The following is a 15,223-nucleotide window of genomic DNA, read 5'->3' on the forward strand; positions in this document are numbered from 1 at the left end:
AACATATACCTGTACGGGTATATAATAAATTATAAAAAATTTAATTTCAATCAATATGTCTTTCACAAATTTGAAACAAAAAAAGAACTTAGATATTTCCAAGTTCTTTACGAATGAATCAATCCATCGTTCTATTATCATACTTCCTATAATCTCTTTGTAAAACTATACTCCATGTTCCCGCCTAGGGCTGCCGCTGTATCACCAGTTTCTCTAAAATCATGTGTATATATTTTTTCAAATGAACCGAAATCTACTTGCTTATAAAATTCAAAACAAGGGAATCCATCATGCTCCCCTTGAATATCAATACTACCATCCTGTTTCACACATACATTTAATACATAATCCACAGGAGGTGCATATACATTTAATGGATTACTTGCACTCGCACTCATTTTGAATTGCACACCCTCAGAATTCCATGTGATATCAGTGCACACAATATTTTCTGTACTTGCTTTCCCTGTTCTTTTACTCACAGAACCATCTGGACTTGTAATCTTCTCGGTCGTAATACCCGTGTTCGCATATGAAAACACTTCTTCTTTATAGAAATCAACTACTACCTCTTGCTCAACTCTAGAGCGCATCGCATTTACCGCATACGGTGTGAATTCACGTGAATCACCTTCGAATTGAATTACTTTTTCTGTTTCCATATCCTTCTTAGCCTCAGTCCAAGACATTGGAATAAATACACTGGCTCTAATTTTCACGATATTAGTCATAAGAAACACCTCTATAATTTTATTTTAGATGCTGAATGCTTATTAAATAAAACAGACCATAATTTCAATCCTAAAACCAATAGATTTCTCTTTTACTTTTCTATTTCCTTCTAAAAAATAGCGCTATATTTATGTTTAGACTGTCGTTTTAAAGCTATATTCCATCTCTCCAGCTAGTGCTGCTGGGGTATCATCCGTTTTTCTGAAATCATGTGTGTATATCAATTCAAACGAACCAAAATCTACTTGTTTATAAAATTCATAGCAAGGGAAACCATCATGTACACCTTCAATATTCACAGTGCCACTTTCATTAGCTCGTATAGTCAAAAAATAATCAGCTGCAGGTGCTGCTGCGTTTAAAGGATTACTTGCACTTGCTCTCATTTCAAATGAAACTTCATCTTCACTCCATACAATATTTGTACATACAATGTTTTCTGTACTTGTTTCTCCCTTTTGACACTCAATTGAGCCATCTGAATTTGTAATCTTCACGGTGACGATACAAGCATCTGCATATGTGAAAATTTCTCTTTTATAAAAATCAATATTCACTTCTTGTTCTAACCTTGAACGCTTTGTGTTCACAGCTTGTGGTGTAAACTCACGTGCATCTCCAGCATATTCAAACACTCTTCCTGTTGCAGGGTCCTTAATAGGTTCCAGCGATGCATACGGTGCAAATACACTCCCTCTAATTTTCACGATATTAACCATGTGAAACCTCCATTGATTCTATATTATATAAATCATTATTTGTTCTACCGACATAATATAGTCAATTTGATTGACTATATTATGTATAGTACAATAGGTATTACATATAGTCAACTTAATTGACTACAAGTGCGGAGGTTATATACATGGATCAAACATTTAACGAGTTAGATCTTACATCGCTTTTATCATTATCATTTAGTACATTAATCAATGAGCTACATGACAAATTAAGTGAATTAGGATTTGAAGATATTAGGCCAGCACATGGTTTTATGTTCAAACGCATCCTTCCTAATGGGGCAACTGGTATAGAGCTAGCTGAGTATTTGGGGATTTCCAAACAAGCTGTAAGTAAAATGGTGGATTCTCTTGAGAGTAATGGCTACGTTACACGCAAAACACACCCTACTGATAAAAGAGGTAAAATCATCGTTTTAACCGAACGTGGTTTGTCAGTAATGAAAGCAAAAGAAGAAATAGTAGCTGAAATAGAACAGCGATGGATTGAAAACATAGGTATAGAACGAATGCAAATACTGAAAGAGGATTTAACAACATTCGTTACTAAAGAAAATACAGAGAAATTATCATCAAATATACGACCTGTCTGGTAAACAAAAAACGAATCCATTTTGATTCATCTTCTTCAAAATGGATTCGTTTTCTACAGATGTATTAAAAATCATTAATTTCTTTAAATTTTATTCTACTGAATATATTTTTTACGCGTTATATAATTCCATAACTCTCTTCACAACCAACTCCGCAGTATTCTCCCCCGGTGGTATCAATAAATTCGTAACCGGTCCATACACAACAGGGCTTAATTCCACTTCATACCCACCATATAAGAATTCTTCCTTCGTTGGTAAATAACCAATATATCCATTCGTATATCCACCAAAGAAAGCTAATTCATTTTGAAGATTCTCTTTCACTTCTAATGCCGTTTCCGAAAAAGGTTCCATCGGTAAACCTGAAAACATACCATCATTAACTTGAAATAACTGCACTTCTAAATCAATACTTAACCGCCGAATACCTTGCTCATATTTCTCTAAAACGATAGTAAGCCATTCATCCGTATTCACGCCCCACTGCTTCTCGGCTAATCGAGCCATGCTTCGTATCTCATCAAATTCAGGAATATCCTTCAACTTCATTTGCATCATACTCGAAACTGTCCTTAAATTTACAATTGAGCTATATGTAACTGTTGGCAACATCATTAATACATGTCCACTAAGTAAATAGGCCATTTGTTTTAACGCTTCACTTGAACCGCGGTACTTCGCATTCACATTTCCAGCGGCACCTTGAACGATAATAACAGGGCAGTTCACTATCTGCTCTAAAATCTCTCTCGTCATTCCAGGATAATCAGCTGATAATTCATCACTATCACCTTTTAAAACATTAGGATGCGCAGTACAAAATACTAAAATTCCAGATAACTCCTTCGTTTCAGCATCTCTTATTGCTAACATACCAATTCGCTTATCTACAACACCATCTATATTTGTTCCCATCTTCGCTCTTCCATCAGATGTTCTCTCTCTTCGATTTACCCCAATATCACTTGTCGTAACACCCCAGCCAACTTCACATAGCTTCAAGTTGTTATTCGCAGTAACAGCACCATGCACTACATTATTTACTAAAATCGTTTTATACGACTTTACTAAAGGATGATCACCGACTGTTTCCGGCCCAGAGTGTGTATGTGTATAAACAACAGTTATTCGCTCAAATGGCACATGAAGCCTACTTGCTACTCGCTCACGAATCATATTCGTATCTTCTACTAACATTCCAATATTATCAATACTTATAAACACAGTTTTCATTTCATCTTTTTCAAATACAAAAACCGTTCCATAAATACATTCTTCAATATTATTTATTCCTGTCTCTCTATGGTATCCGACAAAATCAATACCTATAGGCGGCGTAATATCCACCTTACATACCCCTACTTTGCCCATTTGAATCTCTCCATTTCTCTATGTAACTCCCTTTTTTCAAGAATAGCATATTTTTCCTATTTTAAATAAAAAAGAACGGACACAGTATCCTATGTCCGTTCTTCCCCTCACACATACTTCCGATGCACCATCTTCCCATCATAAGAAAACACAACGCCCTTACTCTCCACAATCGACTCCATATGCACCGTTCTTCCCCATAGTTGATGAAGATATGGTAATACCTTTTCTAAGTATTTCAAATCGAGCTCGATTCCTTCATAACTATGTTTAATGTATAATTCTCCATTCTTTAAGTAGTCTCCATCTTCTACTACTAAGTACGGGAACCCACCATTTGTCCGCATATTTACGAGTTGATCACGCACATTTTCCCATTCTTTATCTATGACTTTATATTCTTTTCCTTGGCGCTGGAATAAGTACATATCTTCTCGCATAACAAGATCTTTATTTAAGTAGTTTCTTAGGAACGATACGTCCCATTCAATTTCGCGTACTTCAAACATTTTATCACGACCAGATCCTGGTTTTACGCCTCGTCGTTTCATTTCTTCTGTTGGATTGTTGTACCGTTCTTCAATATCTTCAAAGATTTTAATACCTAGGTAGTATGGATTAATACTTGTTTTTGATGGCTGTACAACACCTGCATTTAATTTCGCAAATTCAATAGCTTCATCAGAGGTTAAGTCCATTTCACGAAGTATGCGTTGATGCCAGTAGGATGCCCAGCCTTCGTTCATGATTTTCGTTTCAAGCTGTGGCCAAAAATATAACATTTCTTCGCGCATCATCGTTAATATATCACGCTGCCAATCTTCTAACTCACGGCTATATTCTTCAATAAAGAGCAGTAAATCTTTCTCTGGTTGTGGTGGAATTTTCTTCTTTTTACGCACATTAGAACGTTCCTGCTTTTTATTGCGATTATCTAAATTCCATAAATCATCGTATTGCGACACCTTTTTCTTTTCTACTTCTTCATCTTCTAAATCATCAATACTCCATGCGAGCTTCGGACGCATAAGCGACGGATCAATATGCTCTTGAATGGCAAGTACGGCATCTAAAAATGTTTCTACCTCTGCCTTTCCGTACTTATGCTCATACGCTTTCACACGGTCCGCTGTTGCCGCCATACTCTCTACCATATCTCGCTTCGTATTTGAAAAACGAATATTATTTTTGAAGAAATCACAGTGTGCTAAAACGTGCGCTACAATTAATTTGTTTTGAATTAAAGAGTTCGTATCTAATAAAAAGGCGTAACATGGATCAGAGTTAATAACGAGTTCGTATATTTTACTAAGTCCTAAATCGTATTGTAATTTCATTCTGAAAAATTGTTTTCCAAAACTCCAATGTGAAAACCTTGTCGGCATCCCATATGCACCAAATGTATAAATAATTTCTGCTGGACATATTTCATAACGCATCGGATAAAAATCAAGCCCAAATCCAGTCGCAATTTCCGTAATTTCCGCAATCGCATATTGCAGTGCTTTATCGTCACTTGCTCTCATTATTTTCCCTCCTTACACTTTCCCTTAAGAAAGTGTATGATGAAGAACAAGCTTTCATGAGGATTGATTGCATAATAAAAAGACACCCCCGCAAAAACGAGAATGTCTCATCTATTAACCTTCAATAATCTCCATCTTCTCCGTAATCGGAGTACGAGCTTTTCCTTCTGGTGCTTTATCGAAATAGCCGATATGAAGAATTCCAACGATACGTTGGCCTCTTGTTAAACCGATTCCTTCTATAAATAATGGATTGTAGTTTAATCCGCCTGATTTCCAAACGCAACCTAATCCACGTTCCCAAGCAAGAAGTTGGAAGTTTTGCATAAATGCACATGTTGCAGCGTAATCTTCATCACGTTGAATTTGACGTGGATCTTCATTTATATATACAACGATTTGTGCAGGCGTGCTTAAGAAACGATCTGATAAAATTTTACCGCGTTTCGCTCTTTCTTCTTCCGTGAAAGAGTTTAATACCGCATCTACTAATTTCTTGCGGCCTTCTCCGATGTATAGTTTACAATTCCATGGTTCACGGCGCTTATGATTTGGTGCCCATGTTGCGTCGTTTAATAGTTCAATTAATAAATCTTTTTCTACTGCTTTGTCTGTAAATGTACGAACAGAGCGTCTTTCTTTAATCACATTAGCGATGGAAGTATATGTAGTCATATTTATCTCTCCCTTATTTTTATCTATATGTATAAGTTTATCATTAGTATTGATATTGATTTTCAATTTCGATTATACCTTAGTTTTTTACTATTAATCAATGTTTTATGTTGGAAAACTTCTAAAAACGTCATTCCATGCTGTGAATAAAAAAACTTAACTTGTTCACAAGTATTTCACATTTTATGGAAATGATATGTGTACAGTTTTCTACATTACCCATCTAGGAGGAGTTTACATGTACAAAAAAATCGCGGTAAGTATGACTATGGCAGCATTATTATGCGGAGCAATTATCTTCCCCGCTTCCGCTGCCACCCCAAAAGAAGTAACAATGCATCACCATAAACCAATTTCAGATGAAGAAATACAATCGCTAGAAAAACTCGGCTATAACAAACATGAAATTTGGAAAGCTGCTCATATTGCAAGAATTAGTAATAAAGAAATAAAAGATGTTTTAGCTTACTATAAGCAAAATAAATCTTGGGAGAAAACAGCCGAGCATTTCGGTATAGATCCAAGTAAGCTGAAAAAGCATCATATGAATAAAGAAACAAAGCAAGCACTGCTACAACAGTTAGCAACTATGCAAAAATCCACACCGGATCAGCTAAAGCAAAAAACGAAAGAATATAACATCAAATTGCGTCATCTTACTGTGTTAACAATCATCTCTCAAAAAAGCAATACTCCTCTTGATGATGTATTAAAGATGAAAAAAGATGGAATGGACATTAAACAAATTGCCGAAAAATTAAATGTAAAAAGAGAAGATATACGAGCGGAAATGATGAAATTAGTGAAGTCTATTAAAGAACAAAAAACAAATTAAAATGCTAAAAAGGAAGAGGCATTCACCACTCTTCCTTTTCTTTATGAACTTTCAATTTTTAAGTATAAATTCCCGTCTTTCCCAAAAACTAACACAAGTAAATGATGTAAGTTAGGGGTGAGAAAATGTTCGGTTTATCATCTAAAAAATCAAAAAAGACTAATACAAAAACACTTTGTTCTATTCCAGAATTTATACAAACCATGAAAGAATCAAGCGACTTTGTTTCTCATAACGTACTTGAAAATGAAACATTGTGCTTGTTTTATTATAAATCTGTCGTGGAAGCACTTATTATTAAACAATTCATTTTAACTCCTCTAAAAAAGGAATCGGAACAAATCCAAAACATCTCTGATTTATGTAATATCGTCTCTATTGAAGACATTATTACCTCCCCTTCTATTGATGATATTCGTGAGAAATTATTAGGTGGATATATTTTAATACGCTTAAAAAACAATTCGAATCCTGATCAATATGCTTTAATTCGTGCCGAAAGTACTGTTTTAGGAACACGATTATATAACGATACAGAAAATGAGTATAGCGTAATCGGGCCTAAAATCGGTTTCGTTGAAAACCTTGATACAAATATCCACTTATTACGCCGAAATATCGTAACGGAGCAACTCATTTTTAAAGAAGTTACCGTCGGATCTATGTCAAAAACGAAAGTAGCAGTTGCTTATATAGAAGGAATTACAAATGAACAATTTATCAACACCGCAATACAACGGCTAGAAGACATTGACTTTGATGTCCCGTTTGATTCAACTATGATTGAGCAATTTATTAGTGATAATAGCAATTCACCTTTTCCAGTTCTATTACCTACAGAACGATTAGATCGAGCTGTATTTGCATTAATTAACGGGGAAGTTTTAATTTTAACAGATGGCTCTCCATATGCTTTATCAGGACCAACAACGTTACTGGATTTTTTCATTTCACCAGAAGATTATTATTTACCGTGGATGATTGGATCGTTCTTTCGTATTATTCGTTTTTTCGGAGCTATATTTTCTCTTTTTTCCTCCGCTATTTATACAGCGGCTTTAACATATCATTATCAAATGATTCCAGCTGATTTACTAGGTCCTATTATTTTCTCGAGAGCTAACGTACCTTTCCCTCCCATTCTAGAAGCACTCTTTTTAGAAATTACAATTGAATTGCTTCGTGAAGCTGGAGCGCGTTTACCGACAAAAGTCGGACAAACGATTGGTATTGTTGGGGGGATTGTAATTGGCCAAGCATCCGTGGAGGCAGCTTTGACTAGTACAATTTTATTAATTGCAGTTGCTTTATCCGCTCTTGCATCTTTCACAACACCGACCGTAAAGATGTCTTCTACTATCCGGTTATTACGCTTTCCACTTATTCTTTTAGCCGGTGCATTCGGAGGATTAGGTCTTATTGTCGGATTTGTATTTATTTTAGCTCATTTAATTAAATTAAAATCACTTGGATCACCTTATTTATTACCTTTATATCCATTTCGTGGTTTAGGTACAGCAGAAGGTTTTCTTCGATTACCATTTAGTCAAACAGCTCAAAGACCTTCTTTTCTTAGACCAAAATCAAAATGGCGCTATAATCCAAACAAAGCGAAGCAAAAACGTGATGGTGAGAATGAATGAAAAAATTTTTATTGCACCTTATTATCATTATCTTCTTCATTTTACAAACTGGCTGTACACAAACCTATATAGTGGATACGCAGCGTATTATTCATATCGCTGGATTTGACATCACAAAAAAGAAAAGATTCCAAGGAACTATTCTATTCCCAGAGTACACACATGGTGTAAAGTCTAAACCAGAAACGCAATCAACATCTGCCCGTTCACTTGAGACAATCGCTTCACGATTAAATGCAAAATCTCCTCACAATGTCGTTGTAGGTCAAATGCGTGTCGTCCTATTTGGAAAAGCTCTAGGAGAACGCGGAATGGGAGAGATTATTACTAACTTACAACGTGACCCAAATATCGGGCGTGATGTACAACTAGCAATTGTAGATGGATCAGCTGAAGAGCTTTTAAATTACGGAAAAAAAAATGGGTCTTTATATATTGCTGATTTACTCGAACAAAATATAAGAAATGAAAACATTCCACAAACCGAATTAAACACTTTTTTATATAATTATTACTCTTCCGTATGTGATGCCTATGTTCCTTATATTAAAATGGACGATAATCATTCTGTCGCTGTCAAAGGGCTTGCCTTTTTAAAAGGCGATAAAGTCGTCATGTATACGGATAAAAGACATTCTGTTTTAGCAAAATTACTTATTAATCCTACGAAAAATGGACGTTACGAAGCAGCGATAAAAAAGGATAAACATAAAGGTATGGTTGTTATACAAAACTTAGCTGGGGAAAATAAGTATAATATAGATCAAACTGGCGACATACCAAAAGTAAAAATCCATTTAAAATTAAATGGATTAATTAAAAACTCTCCTAATTGGATTGATTTAAGAAAAGAAACAAATATCAACTATATAAAAAAACAAATTGAACGAAATGTTGAAAAAGACTGTGAAGATCTAATAAAACAATTTCAAGAAAAGGAAATTGATCCTTTAGGAATACGAGATGAAATTAGAAGCCATACGAGAAAATGGAATATAACACAAATTCGAAATATGTATAAAAATGTAGCGGTGGATGTAAATTTAGATCTTAATATTGTACAATCTGGAATCGGAGAATAGTGAGGTGAAATAAGCAATGAATACAATGAATAAAACAAAGACAGTCTCTCCATATTTTGCATTTATTTTATTGCATTCTCTCCAGATTGGTATAGGAATTCTCGGATATCAACGTGTAATTTTAAAAAACGCTGGTTATGATGCCTGGATTTCTCTTATTATTGCGGGAATTGCAACTCATATTGTGCTGTTTTGTATGTTAAAAATGCTTGAAAAAGACGGAGATTTAATTAGCATTCATACAACAACCTTTGGAAAATGGGTTGGCTCTATATTTTCTGTAATTTTCACTCTTTATTGCTTATTATTTTGCCTTACGGTTCTTCGTACGTATATGGAAGTGATACAAGTTTGGATTTTCCCTACCATTAAGTTATGGAAACTTACGCTTATGTTTTTATTAGTCACTTACTACATTATAAAAGGTGGCTTCCGTTCTGTGACAGGGATATGTTTTTGGGGTATTGTTCTTCCTATTTTCGTTGTATTCTTTTTAATCTATCCAATGAAATATGCTCATTTTCGTAATATTTTACCTATTTTTACACATTCACCTTTTGACATGCTTATATCTGCAAAACAATCCGCATTGGAATTTCTGGGGTTTGAAACAATTCTTATCTTTTATCCCTTTATTGAAAAAGGAAAATCTTTAAAGCGATGGGCCCATGCTGGAATTGCTTTTAGCACCTTAATTTATGTAGTTTTAGCTATCGTATCTTTTATGTATTACAGCGAGGGACAATTAAACCGTACTATTTGGCCTACTTTAACGATGTTAAAAATAATTAAAGTTCCTTTTATCCAGCGCTTTGAATATATTATTATTTTCGTTTGGTTTTTAATTATTTTACCAAACCTCTGCTTAACCATTTGGTCATCATGTCAAACGATGAAGCGTTCCTTTCATATTTCATTTAAATTTACATTACCGTTTTTTATTTTCATCATATTTTCAGCTTCTCTACTTTTCACAAACCGTGAAAGTATCAACACATTAAATACCGTACTATCTCAAGCGGGTTTATATATTGTATACGCTTATATCCCAATTTTATTTTTGTTTCATTCACTAAGATGGTACTTCAAAAATCGTTCAAAAAAAACTTCTCCCTAGGTGTCCCTTAGTCTGATACAATTTGATTAATACATTTGTAAAGGGGACAAGCGAATGAAAAAGTATGTATTTTCTTTACTTGCAGTACTAAGCTTAATTCTTGCTGGATGCGGAAGTACTAGTACAAATGACCAAAAATCTTCTGAATCAAAAAAAGAAGAACATGACCACGCATCGCACACTCAGCAAGCTGACATTCAAGAGAAAACAAAAGGAGTCGACACACTTCCTACCTTCCTAGACAAGCTTGATCCACAAATGAAAGATATCTACACTGTCGCTGGACAAAATGCAGAACTATTAGATTGGATTCCATGCTATTGTGGTTGCGGTGAAAGTGTAGGACATAAAAATAATAAAAACTGCTTTATTCGTGAAATTAAAAAGAATGGTGAAGTTGTTTGGGACTCCCATGCAACGACTTGCGTCAATTGCCTAGAAATCGCAGTTGAATCTGCTTCCATGAAACAAAAAGGAAAATCAACGCTTGAAATTCGTAACTATATCGATAATAAATACAAAGAAGGCTATGGCAAACCAACACCTACGCCAATGCCAAAAGCTTAAAAAACGAGGAAACTCCTCGTTTTTTCTTTTCATTCACTTTTTTTCTTAACAAATTCTTTCAAGTGTATTTCCCCTTACTTATCACACACTATATATAACTCTCGGTAAGGAGGGTACACAGTGCAAACATATAACGACTATGATAAAGCTCTCTATTACACGTATTGCTGTAATTGGGATAAATTACTCGTTCTCATGGTTCAAACGAACGATCAATTATTTTCTAAACGTATTGAGCATTTTTTACACGCTTATCAATACAGTAAAGAACTTCCAGAAGTTGATAAACAATTGCAGCTCCTATTTCAATATATTGACCACGCATCCCAAAAGTCGCATGTAGAAGAAGTAGAACAAATTCAAATGTAAAATATAGCGCTATTCTCTTCCGGAGAATGGCGCTTTTTTAAAATGTTTATATCAATAAAAGTTTCTCCTTATAAAACTTTTATTGATAAACATATTTTTTCTTTCTTTTCCATACTACTTCATACTATAATTTAGTATGTAACTATTATAAGAGAGGTATAAAATATGGGACGAGAAAAAAAGCAAGAATATGCTTTACTTACCGCATGGGGAGCTTCTTTTATCGCTACACTAGGAAGTCTGTACTTTTCCGAAATCATGAAATTTGAGCCTTGTGTTCTTTGTTGGTATCAACGTATTTTTATGTATCCATTCGTTTTATGGCTTGGTATCGCTGTAGCAAAGAAAGATTATCGCATTGCAAGTTATTCTTTACCAATCGCAACTATTGGTGCTTGTATTTCTTTATATCACTATGCAATTCAAAAAGTCGCAGCATTTTCAGCTGCTGGGGCAGCTTGTGGACGTGTACCATGTACGGGAGAATACATAAACTGGTTCGGTTTTGTGACAATCCCGTTTTTAGCACTTATCGGCTTTATTACAATCGCTGTTTGTAGCTTTATTGTCATCAAAAACAAATAAGGAGATGAAAGAATGAAAAAAATGCTTATATTTGGTGGTATTATTATCGCCTTGTTTGCGGCAATTTTCGCTGTAACACAAATGGAAGAAAAAAACGCTTCAACTAGCCAAAAAATTGATAATGCTACTGGTAGTCAAACAGATGGTCCTGACTACTACACAAATAAAATTTCTCTTTCAGATCTTCAAAAGAACTTAAAAGAGAAAAAAGAAGAAACAGTATACTTTTATCAAACATCTTGCGTTCATTGCCAAAAATTATCTCCTGTCGTAGTGCCAATGGCTAAAGACTTGAACGTTGATATGAAAGTTATGGATATTGAAAAATTAGATGCTCCTTGGGATGAATATAAAATTCAAGGTACACCAACAATCATTCATTTTAAAGATGGCAAAGAAGTGAGCCGTATTAGCGGTGAACAGCCGAAAGACAAATTAAAAGAATGGCTTGAACAAACGAAAAAGTAATTAGAAAAGGAAACTCCTTCTACACATGAAATGGGCGTAAAATCCCACACTAATCTATAAGGAGGGGGTTTTATGCCAGAAGTAAGATGTTCTGTTTCCAACTGTTCTTTTTGGGGACAAGGTAACTTTTGTCAAGCAAGTGCGATCATCGTTCAGCCTGATGCAGATGAAACTGGTCAAACTGAAAATGATTCATATACAGCTGCAGTTTTAACAAACGAGACGCTAGAAAGTTCTGTAGCAACGAGTGTAGAGACTTGTTGTCATACATTTAAGCCTAGATATTAACAATTATTCCACCTCATATACGTGAGGTGGTTTTTTCTTTCCCTCTTCTTGTTTACGTCATCTCTAATTCTCCCTATAATAAAGTTAACATTTTTATGAATACGAAGGTGAAATACTATGGCTAAAACAATTGCAGATATCGCCAAATTGGCTGGAGTTGCAAAAAGCACAGTCTCTCGTTACTTAAACGGCGGATATGTAAGTGATAAAACAAAACTTAAAATCGAAGGTATTATTCAAGAAACAAATTTCTCTCCCAATACATTTGCTCAAAGTTTAAAAGCAAAAACAACAAATTTAATTGGTGTCATCATCCCCCGATTAGACTCCTTCGCTACAATGAAAACACTTATCGGGATCGATAAAACATTACAGGAAAATAACTATCAAATGCTTGTAGCAAATGCAAATCAAACAACCGGAACTGAAATACAAGCAATTGAAAACTTTATAAAACAAAAGGTAGCTGGCATTATTTTATTAACAAAAACATTGACGAATGAACATCAAAAAATTATGGCTAATTCAAACATCCCTATTTTATTCGTCGGGCAAGAATATAAAGATCAATATTGCCTCGTTCACGATGATTATGATGCAGCTTATGAGTTAGGGGCATACGTTTTATCGCAAGGCCATCGACATATTGCCTATTTAGGGATAGAAAAAGATGATATTTCTGTTGGAATAAATCGAAAAAATGGTTTTCAAAAAGCAATTGAAAATTTAGAACCGACTTGCAACGTTTCATATTACGAAACAACTTTCCGCATAGAAGATGCCATGAAACAAGTACAACATATTTTAGATAATAATCGCCCAACTCTTATCGTATGTGCTACAGATAACATCGCTCTTGGCGCAATGAAAGTCATTCACTCCCACTCTCTTTCTGTACCAGGTGATATTTCTGTAACAGGATTCGGTGGATATGATATTTCAGAAATGGTACACCCTAGTTTAACGACAATTGCGTTTGACTATGAGTATGCTGGAAAGCTTGCTGCCACTTCTCTTTCACAGCTTGTTGAAAACAAAACTATACCAAAAATATTACACTCCCGTTATACATTAAAAATCCAAGAAAGCGTTGACAAAATATAAAGGCACTCTATAATAAAATTAAAACCGGTTCCACATTTTAAAAACAGGATTTTCAACATCATTTCCCTGTTTTTTATTTTAACTTATTACGGAACCGGTTCCATAAAAGAGAATTTATAGTAAGGGGGAATTTTTATGGATATGAAACAAATTGCAACTCAAGTAATACAGAATATTGGTGGAAAGGAAAACATTGTTCGTGCCACACATTGCGCGACTCGCCTTCGTCTTATATTAAAGGATGATACGAAAATAAACGCTGCAGAAATCGAAAACATCGATGGAGTAAAAGGTGCTTTTGCAACGACCGAGCAATATCAAATTATTTTTGGAACTGGCATAGTAAACAAAGTATATGATGAATTCTCAAAACTAATTGGAATAGCCGAACTAGATTCTACAACATCAAACGATATACCTAAGAAAAAAATGAATCCTATCGCCCGCCTAGCAAAGACACTATCTAATATTTTTGTTCCAATTATTCCAGCTATCGTTGCAAGCGGTTTACTTATGGGTCTACTCGGAATGTTGAAAGCGTTTAAATTAGTTCCTGGAGATCACTCACTTATCCAATTACTTGATATGTTCTCAAGTGCAGCTTTCATCATTTTACCCATTTTAATTGGAGTTAGTGCCGCTAAAGAATTTGGTGGAAACATTTTCTTAGGTGCAGTTGTTGGTGGTATATTAACTCACCCAAGCTTAACAAATCCTTGGACTCTTTCAAATGCAAAACCCACAGTTTTACATTTCCTTGGTATGGATATTGATATGATTGGCTATCAAGGTACTGTTTTACCTATTTTATTATGTGTATATGTTATGAGTACAATTGAAAAAGAACTTCGAAAACGTGTTCCGAACTCTTTAGATTTATTAGTTACACCATTCTTAACAATTATTATAACTGGCTTTTTATCACTTATTATTATCGGACCAATTGGATATAAAATCGGTGACGGCATTACGTACCTTTTAAATACAATTTATCAATTTGCAGGACCAGTAGCTGGACTTATATTCGGTGGGTTGTATTCAACAATTGTTCTTACTGGCTTACATCATAGCTTCCACGCTATTGAAGCGGGCTTACTCGCAAATAAAGATATCGGTGTCAATTTCTTACTCCCTATTTGGTCAATGGCGAACGTTGCACAGGGCGGTGCTACTTTAGCTGTCTATTTCAAAACAAAAAACAAAAAAACGAAAGAAATTGCAATTCCAGCAGCAGCTTCAGCATTTTTAGGAATTACAGAACCAGCTATTTTTGGTGTCAATTTAAAACTTGGTAAACCATTTATTGCAGCAGCTATTGGCGGCGCAATTGGAGGCGCTTACGTTGTTTGGATGCAAGTAGCGGCTAATGCATACGGTTTAACAGGTATTCCGATGCTTACAATTGTTGCACCTCTTGGCATGATGAACATGATTCACTATATAATTGGTTTCGCTATTGCAGTTATCACTGCTTTTGTTGCCACATTCATTTTATATAAAGAAAGTAAATAATAACGGGGTGAAA

17 protein-coding genes are annotated in these 15,223 nt (G+C 34.8%); 12 read left to right on the forward strand and 5 right to left on the reverse strand.

Annotated features, from left to right (window positions below; translation table 11 throughout):
• Positions 1 to 146 precede the first annotated feature (146 nt).
• Both DN401_RS25485 and DN401_RS25490 read right to left on the reverse strand, forming a co-directional pair.
• A complete protein-coding gene (locus DN401_RS25485; RefSeq protein ID WP_000182101.1) occupies positions 147 to 731 on the reverse strand; it encodes a DUF3238 domain-containing protein in 585 nt (194 codons plus the stop codon).
• 135 nt (positions 732 to 866) lie between these two features.
• The gene (locus DN401_RS25490; protein WP_000247263.1) at positions 867 to 1,451 is read right to left on the reverse strand and encodes a DUF3238 domain-containing protein; all 585 of its coding nucleotides are present in this window, start codon (positions 1,449 to 1,451) and stop codon (positions 867 to 869) included.
• A 146-nt stretch (positions 1,452 to 1,597) separates the two neighbouring features.
• On the opposite strand from DN401_RS25490, the gene DN401_RS25495 reads away from it, so the two are divergent.
• Positions 1,598 to 2,068 carry a MarR family winged helix-turn-helix transcriptional regulator gene (locus DN401_RS25495; RefSeq protein WP_000372888.1) on the forward strand — a complete coding sequence of 157 codons (471 nt, stop codon included), beginning with the start codon at positions 1,598 to 1,600 and terminating at the stop codon, positions 2,066 to 2,068.
• Positions 2,069 to 2,176: 108 nt separating this feature from the next.
• Here the strand turns inward: DN401_RS25495 and DN401_RS25500 are convergent, their stop codons facing one another.
• The 3 genes from DN401_RS25500 to DN401_RS25510 all read right to left on the reverse strand — a co-directional run bounded on the left by DN401_RS25500 (position 2,177) and on the right by DN401_RS25510 (position 5,640).
• On the reverse strand, positions 2,177 to 3,439 hold the full coding sequence (locus DN401_RS25500) for a neutral/alkaline non-lysosomal ceramidase N-terminal domain-containing protein (RefSeq protein ID WP_149288025.1): 1,263 nt from the start codon (positions 3,437 to 3,439) through the stop codon (positions 2,177 to 2,179).
• Positions 3,440 to 3,546: 107 nt separating this feature from the next.
• Positions 3,547 to 4,965: a stage V sporulation protein SpoVR gene (gene spoVR / locus DN401_RS25505; protein WP_001202693.1), complete on the reverse strand. Its 1,419-nt coding sequence runs from the start codon at positions 4,963 to 4,965 to the stop codon at positions 3,547 to 3,549.
• A gap of 114 nt (positions 4,966 to 5,079) precedes the next feature.
• On the reverse strand, positions 5,080 to 5,640 hold the full coding sequence (locus DN401_RS25510; RefSeq protein ID WP_149288026.1) for a nitroreductase family protein: 561 nt from the start codon (positions 5,638 to 5,640) through the stop codon (positions 5,080 to 5,082).
• 238 nt (positions 5,641 to 5,878) lie between these two features.
• Between DN401_RS25510 and DN401_RS25515 the strand changes: the two genes are divergently transcribed.
• The 11 genes from DN401_RS25515 to DN401_RS25565 all read left to right on the forward strand — a co-directional run bounded on the left by DN401_RS25515 (position 5,879) and on the right by DN401_RS25565 (position 15,210).
• The gene (locus DN401_RS25515) at positions 5,879 to 6,475 is read left to right on the forward strand and encodes a hypothetical protein (protein ID WP_149288027.1); all 597 of its coding nucleotides are present in this window, start codon (positions 5,879 to 5,881) and stop codon (positions 6,473 to 6,475) included.
• Positions 6,476 to 6,600: 125 nt separating this feature from the next.
• On the forward strand, positions 6,601 to 8,118 hold the full coding sequence (locus DN401_RS25520) for a spore germination protein (protein ID WP_000467483.1): 1,518 nt from the start codon (positions 6,601 to 6,603) through the stop codon (positions 8,116 to 8,118).
• Positions 8,115 to 9,200, forward strand: a complete 1,086-nt coding sequence (locus DN401_RS25525; RefSeq protein ID WP_000714133.1) for a Ger(x)C family spore germination protein — start codon at positions 8,115 to 8,117, stop codon at positions 9,198 to 9,200. The genes DN401_RS25520 and DN401_RS25525 overlap by 4 nt, the downstream gene beginning before the upstream one ends.
• Positions 9,201 to 9,216: 16 nt before the next feature.
• Complete coding sequence (locus DN401_RS25530; protein WP_001095038.1) at positions 9,217 to 10,317, forward strand: GerAB/ArcD/ProY family transporter; 1,101 nt, start codon at positions 9,217 to 9,219, stop codon at positions 10,315 to 10,317.
• Positions 10,318 to 10,371: 54 nt separating this feature from the next.
• Entirely contained in the window at positions 10,372 to 10,884 is a 513-nt protein-coding gene (locus DN401_RS25535; protein ID WP_000761036.1) for a PCYCGC domain-containing protein, read from the forward strand.
• Between the two features lie 120 nt (positions 10,885 to 11,004).
• Positions 11,005 to 11,253, forward strand: a complete 249-nt coding sequence (locus DN401_RS25540; protein WP_001195459.1) for a YhdB family protein — start codon at positions 11,005 to 11,007, stop codon at positions 11,251 to 11,253.
• A 165-nt stretch (positions 11,254 to 11,418) separates the two neighbouring features.
• Complete coding sequence (locus DN401_RS25545; protein ID WP_000532265.1) at positions 11,419 to 11,838, forward strand: disulfide formation protein C; 420 nt, start codon at positions 11,419 to 11,421, stop codon at positions 11,836 to 11,838.
• 12 nt (positions 11,839 to 11,850) lie between these two features.
• A complete protein-coding gene (locus DN401_RS25550) occupies positions 11,851 to 12,306 on the forward strand; it encodes a thioredoxin family protein (RefSeq protein WP_000738435.1) in 456 nt (151 codons plus the stop codon).
• A 72-nt stretch (positions 12,307 to 12,378) separates the two neighbouring features.
• Positions 12,379 to 12,594: a DUF1540 domain-containing protein gene (locus DN401_RS25555; protein WP_001115482.1), complete on the forward strand. Its 216-nt coding sequence runs from the start codon at positions 12,379 to 12,381 to the stop codon at positions 12,592 to 12,594.
• A 117-nt stretch (positions 12,595 to 12,711) separates the two neighbouring features.
• Complete coding sequence (locus DN401_RS25560) at positions 12,712 to 13,698, forward strand: LacI family DNA-binding transcriptional regulator (protein WP_001140402.1); 987 nt, start codon at positions 12,712 to 12,714, stop codon at positions 13,696 to 13,698.
• Positions 13,699 to 13,833: 135 nt separating this feature from the next.
• Positions 13,834 to 15,210, forward strand: coding sequence for a sucrose-specific PTS transporter subunit IIBC (locus DN401_RS25565; RefSeq protein WP_000367320.1), 1,377 nt, complete (start codon positions 13,834 to 13,836; stop codon positions 15,208 to 15,210).
• The last annotated feature ends 13 nt before the right edge of the window (positions 15,211 to 15,223 follow it).

The sequence above is a fragment of the Bacillus sp. BF2-3 genome, assembly GCF_008368795.1.
In the GTDB taxonomy this organism is placed as follows: domain Bacteria; phylum Bacillota; class Bacilli; order Bacillales; family Bacillaceae_G; genus Bacillus_A; species Bacillus_A cereus.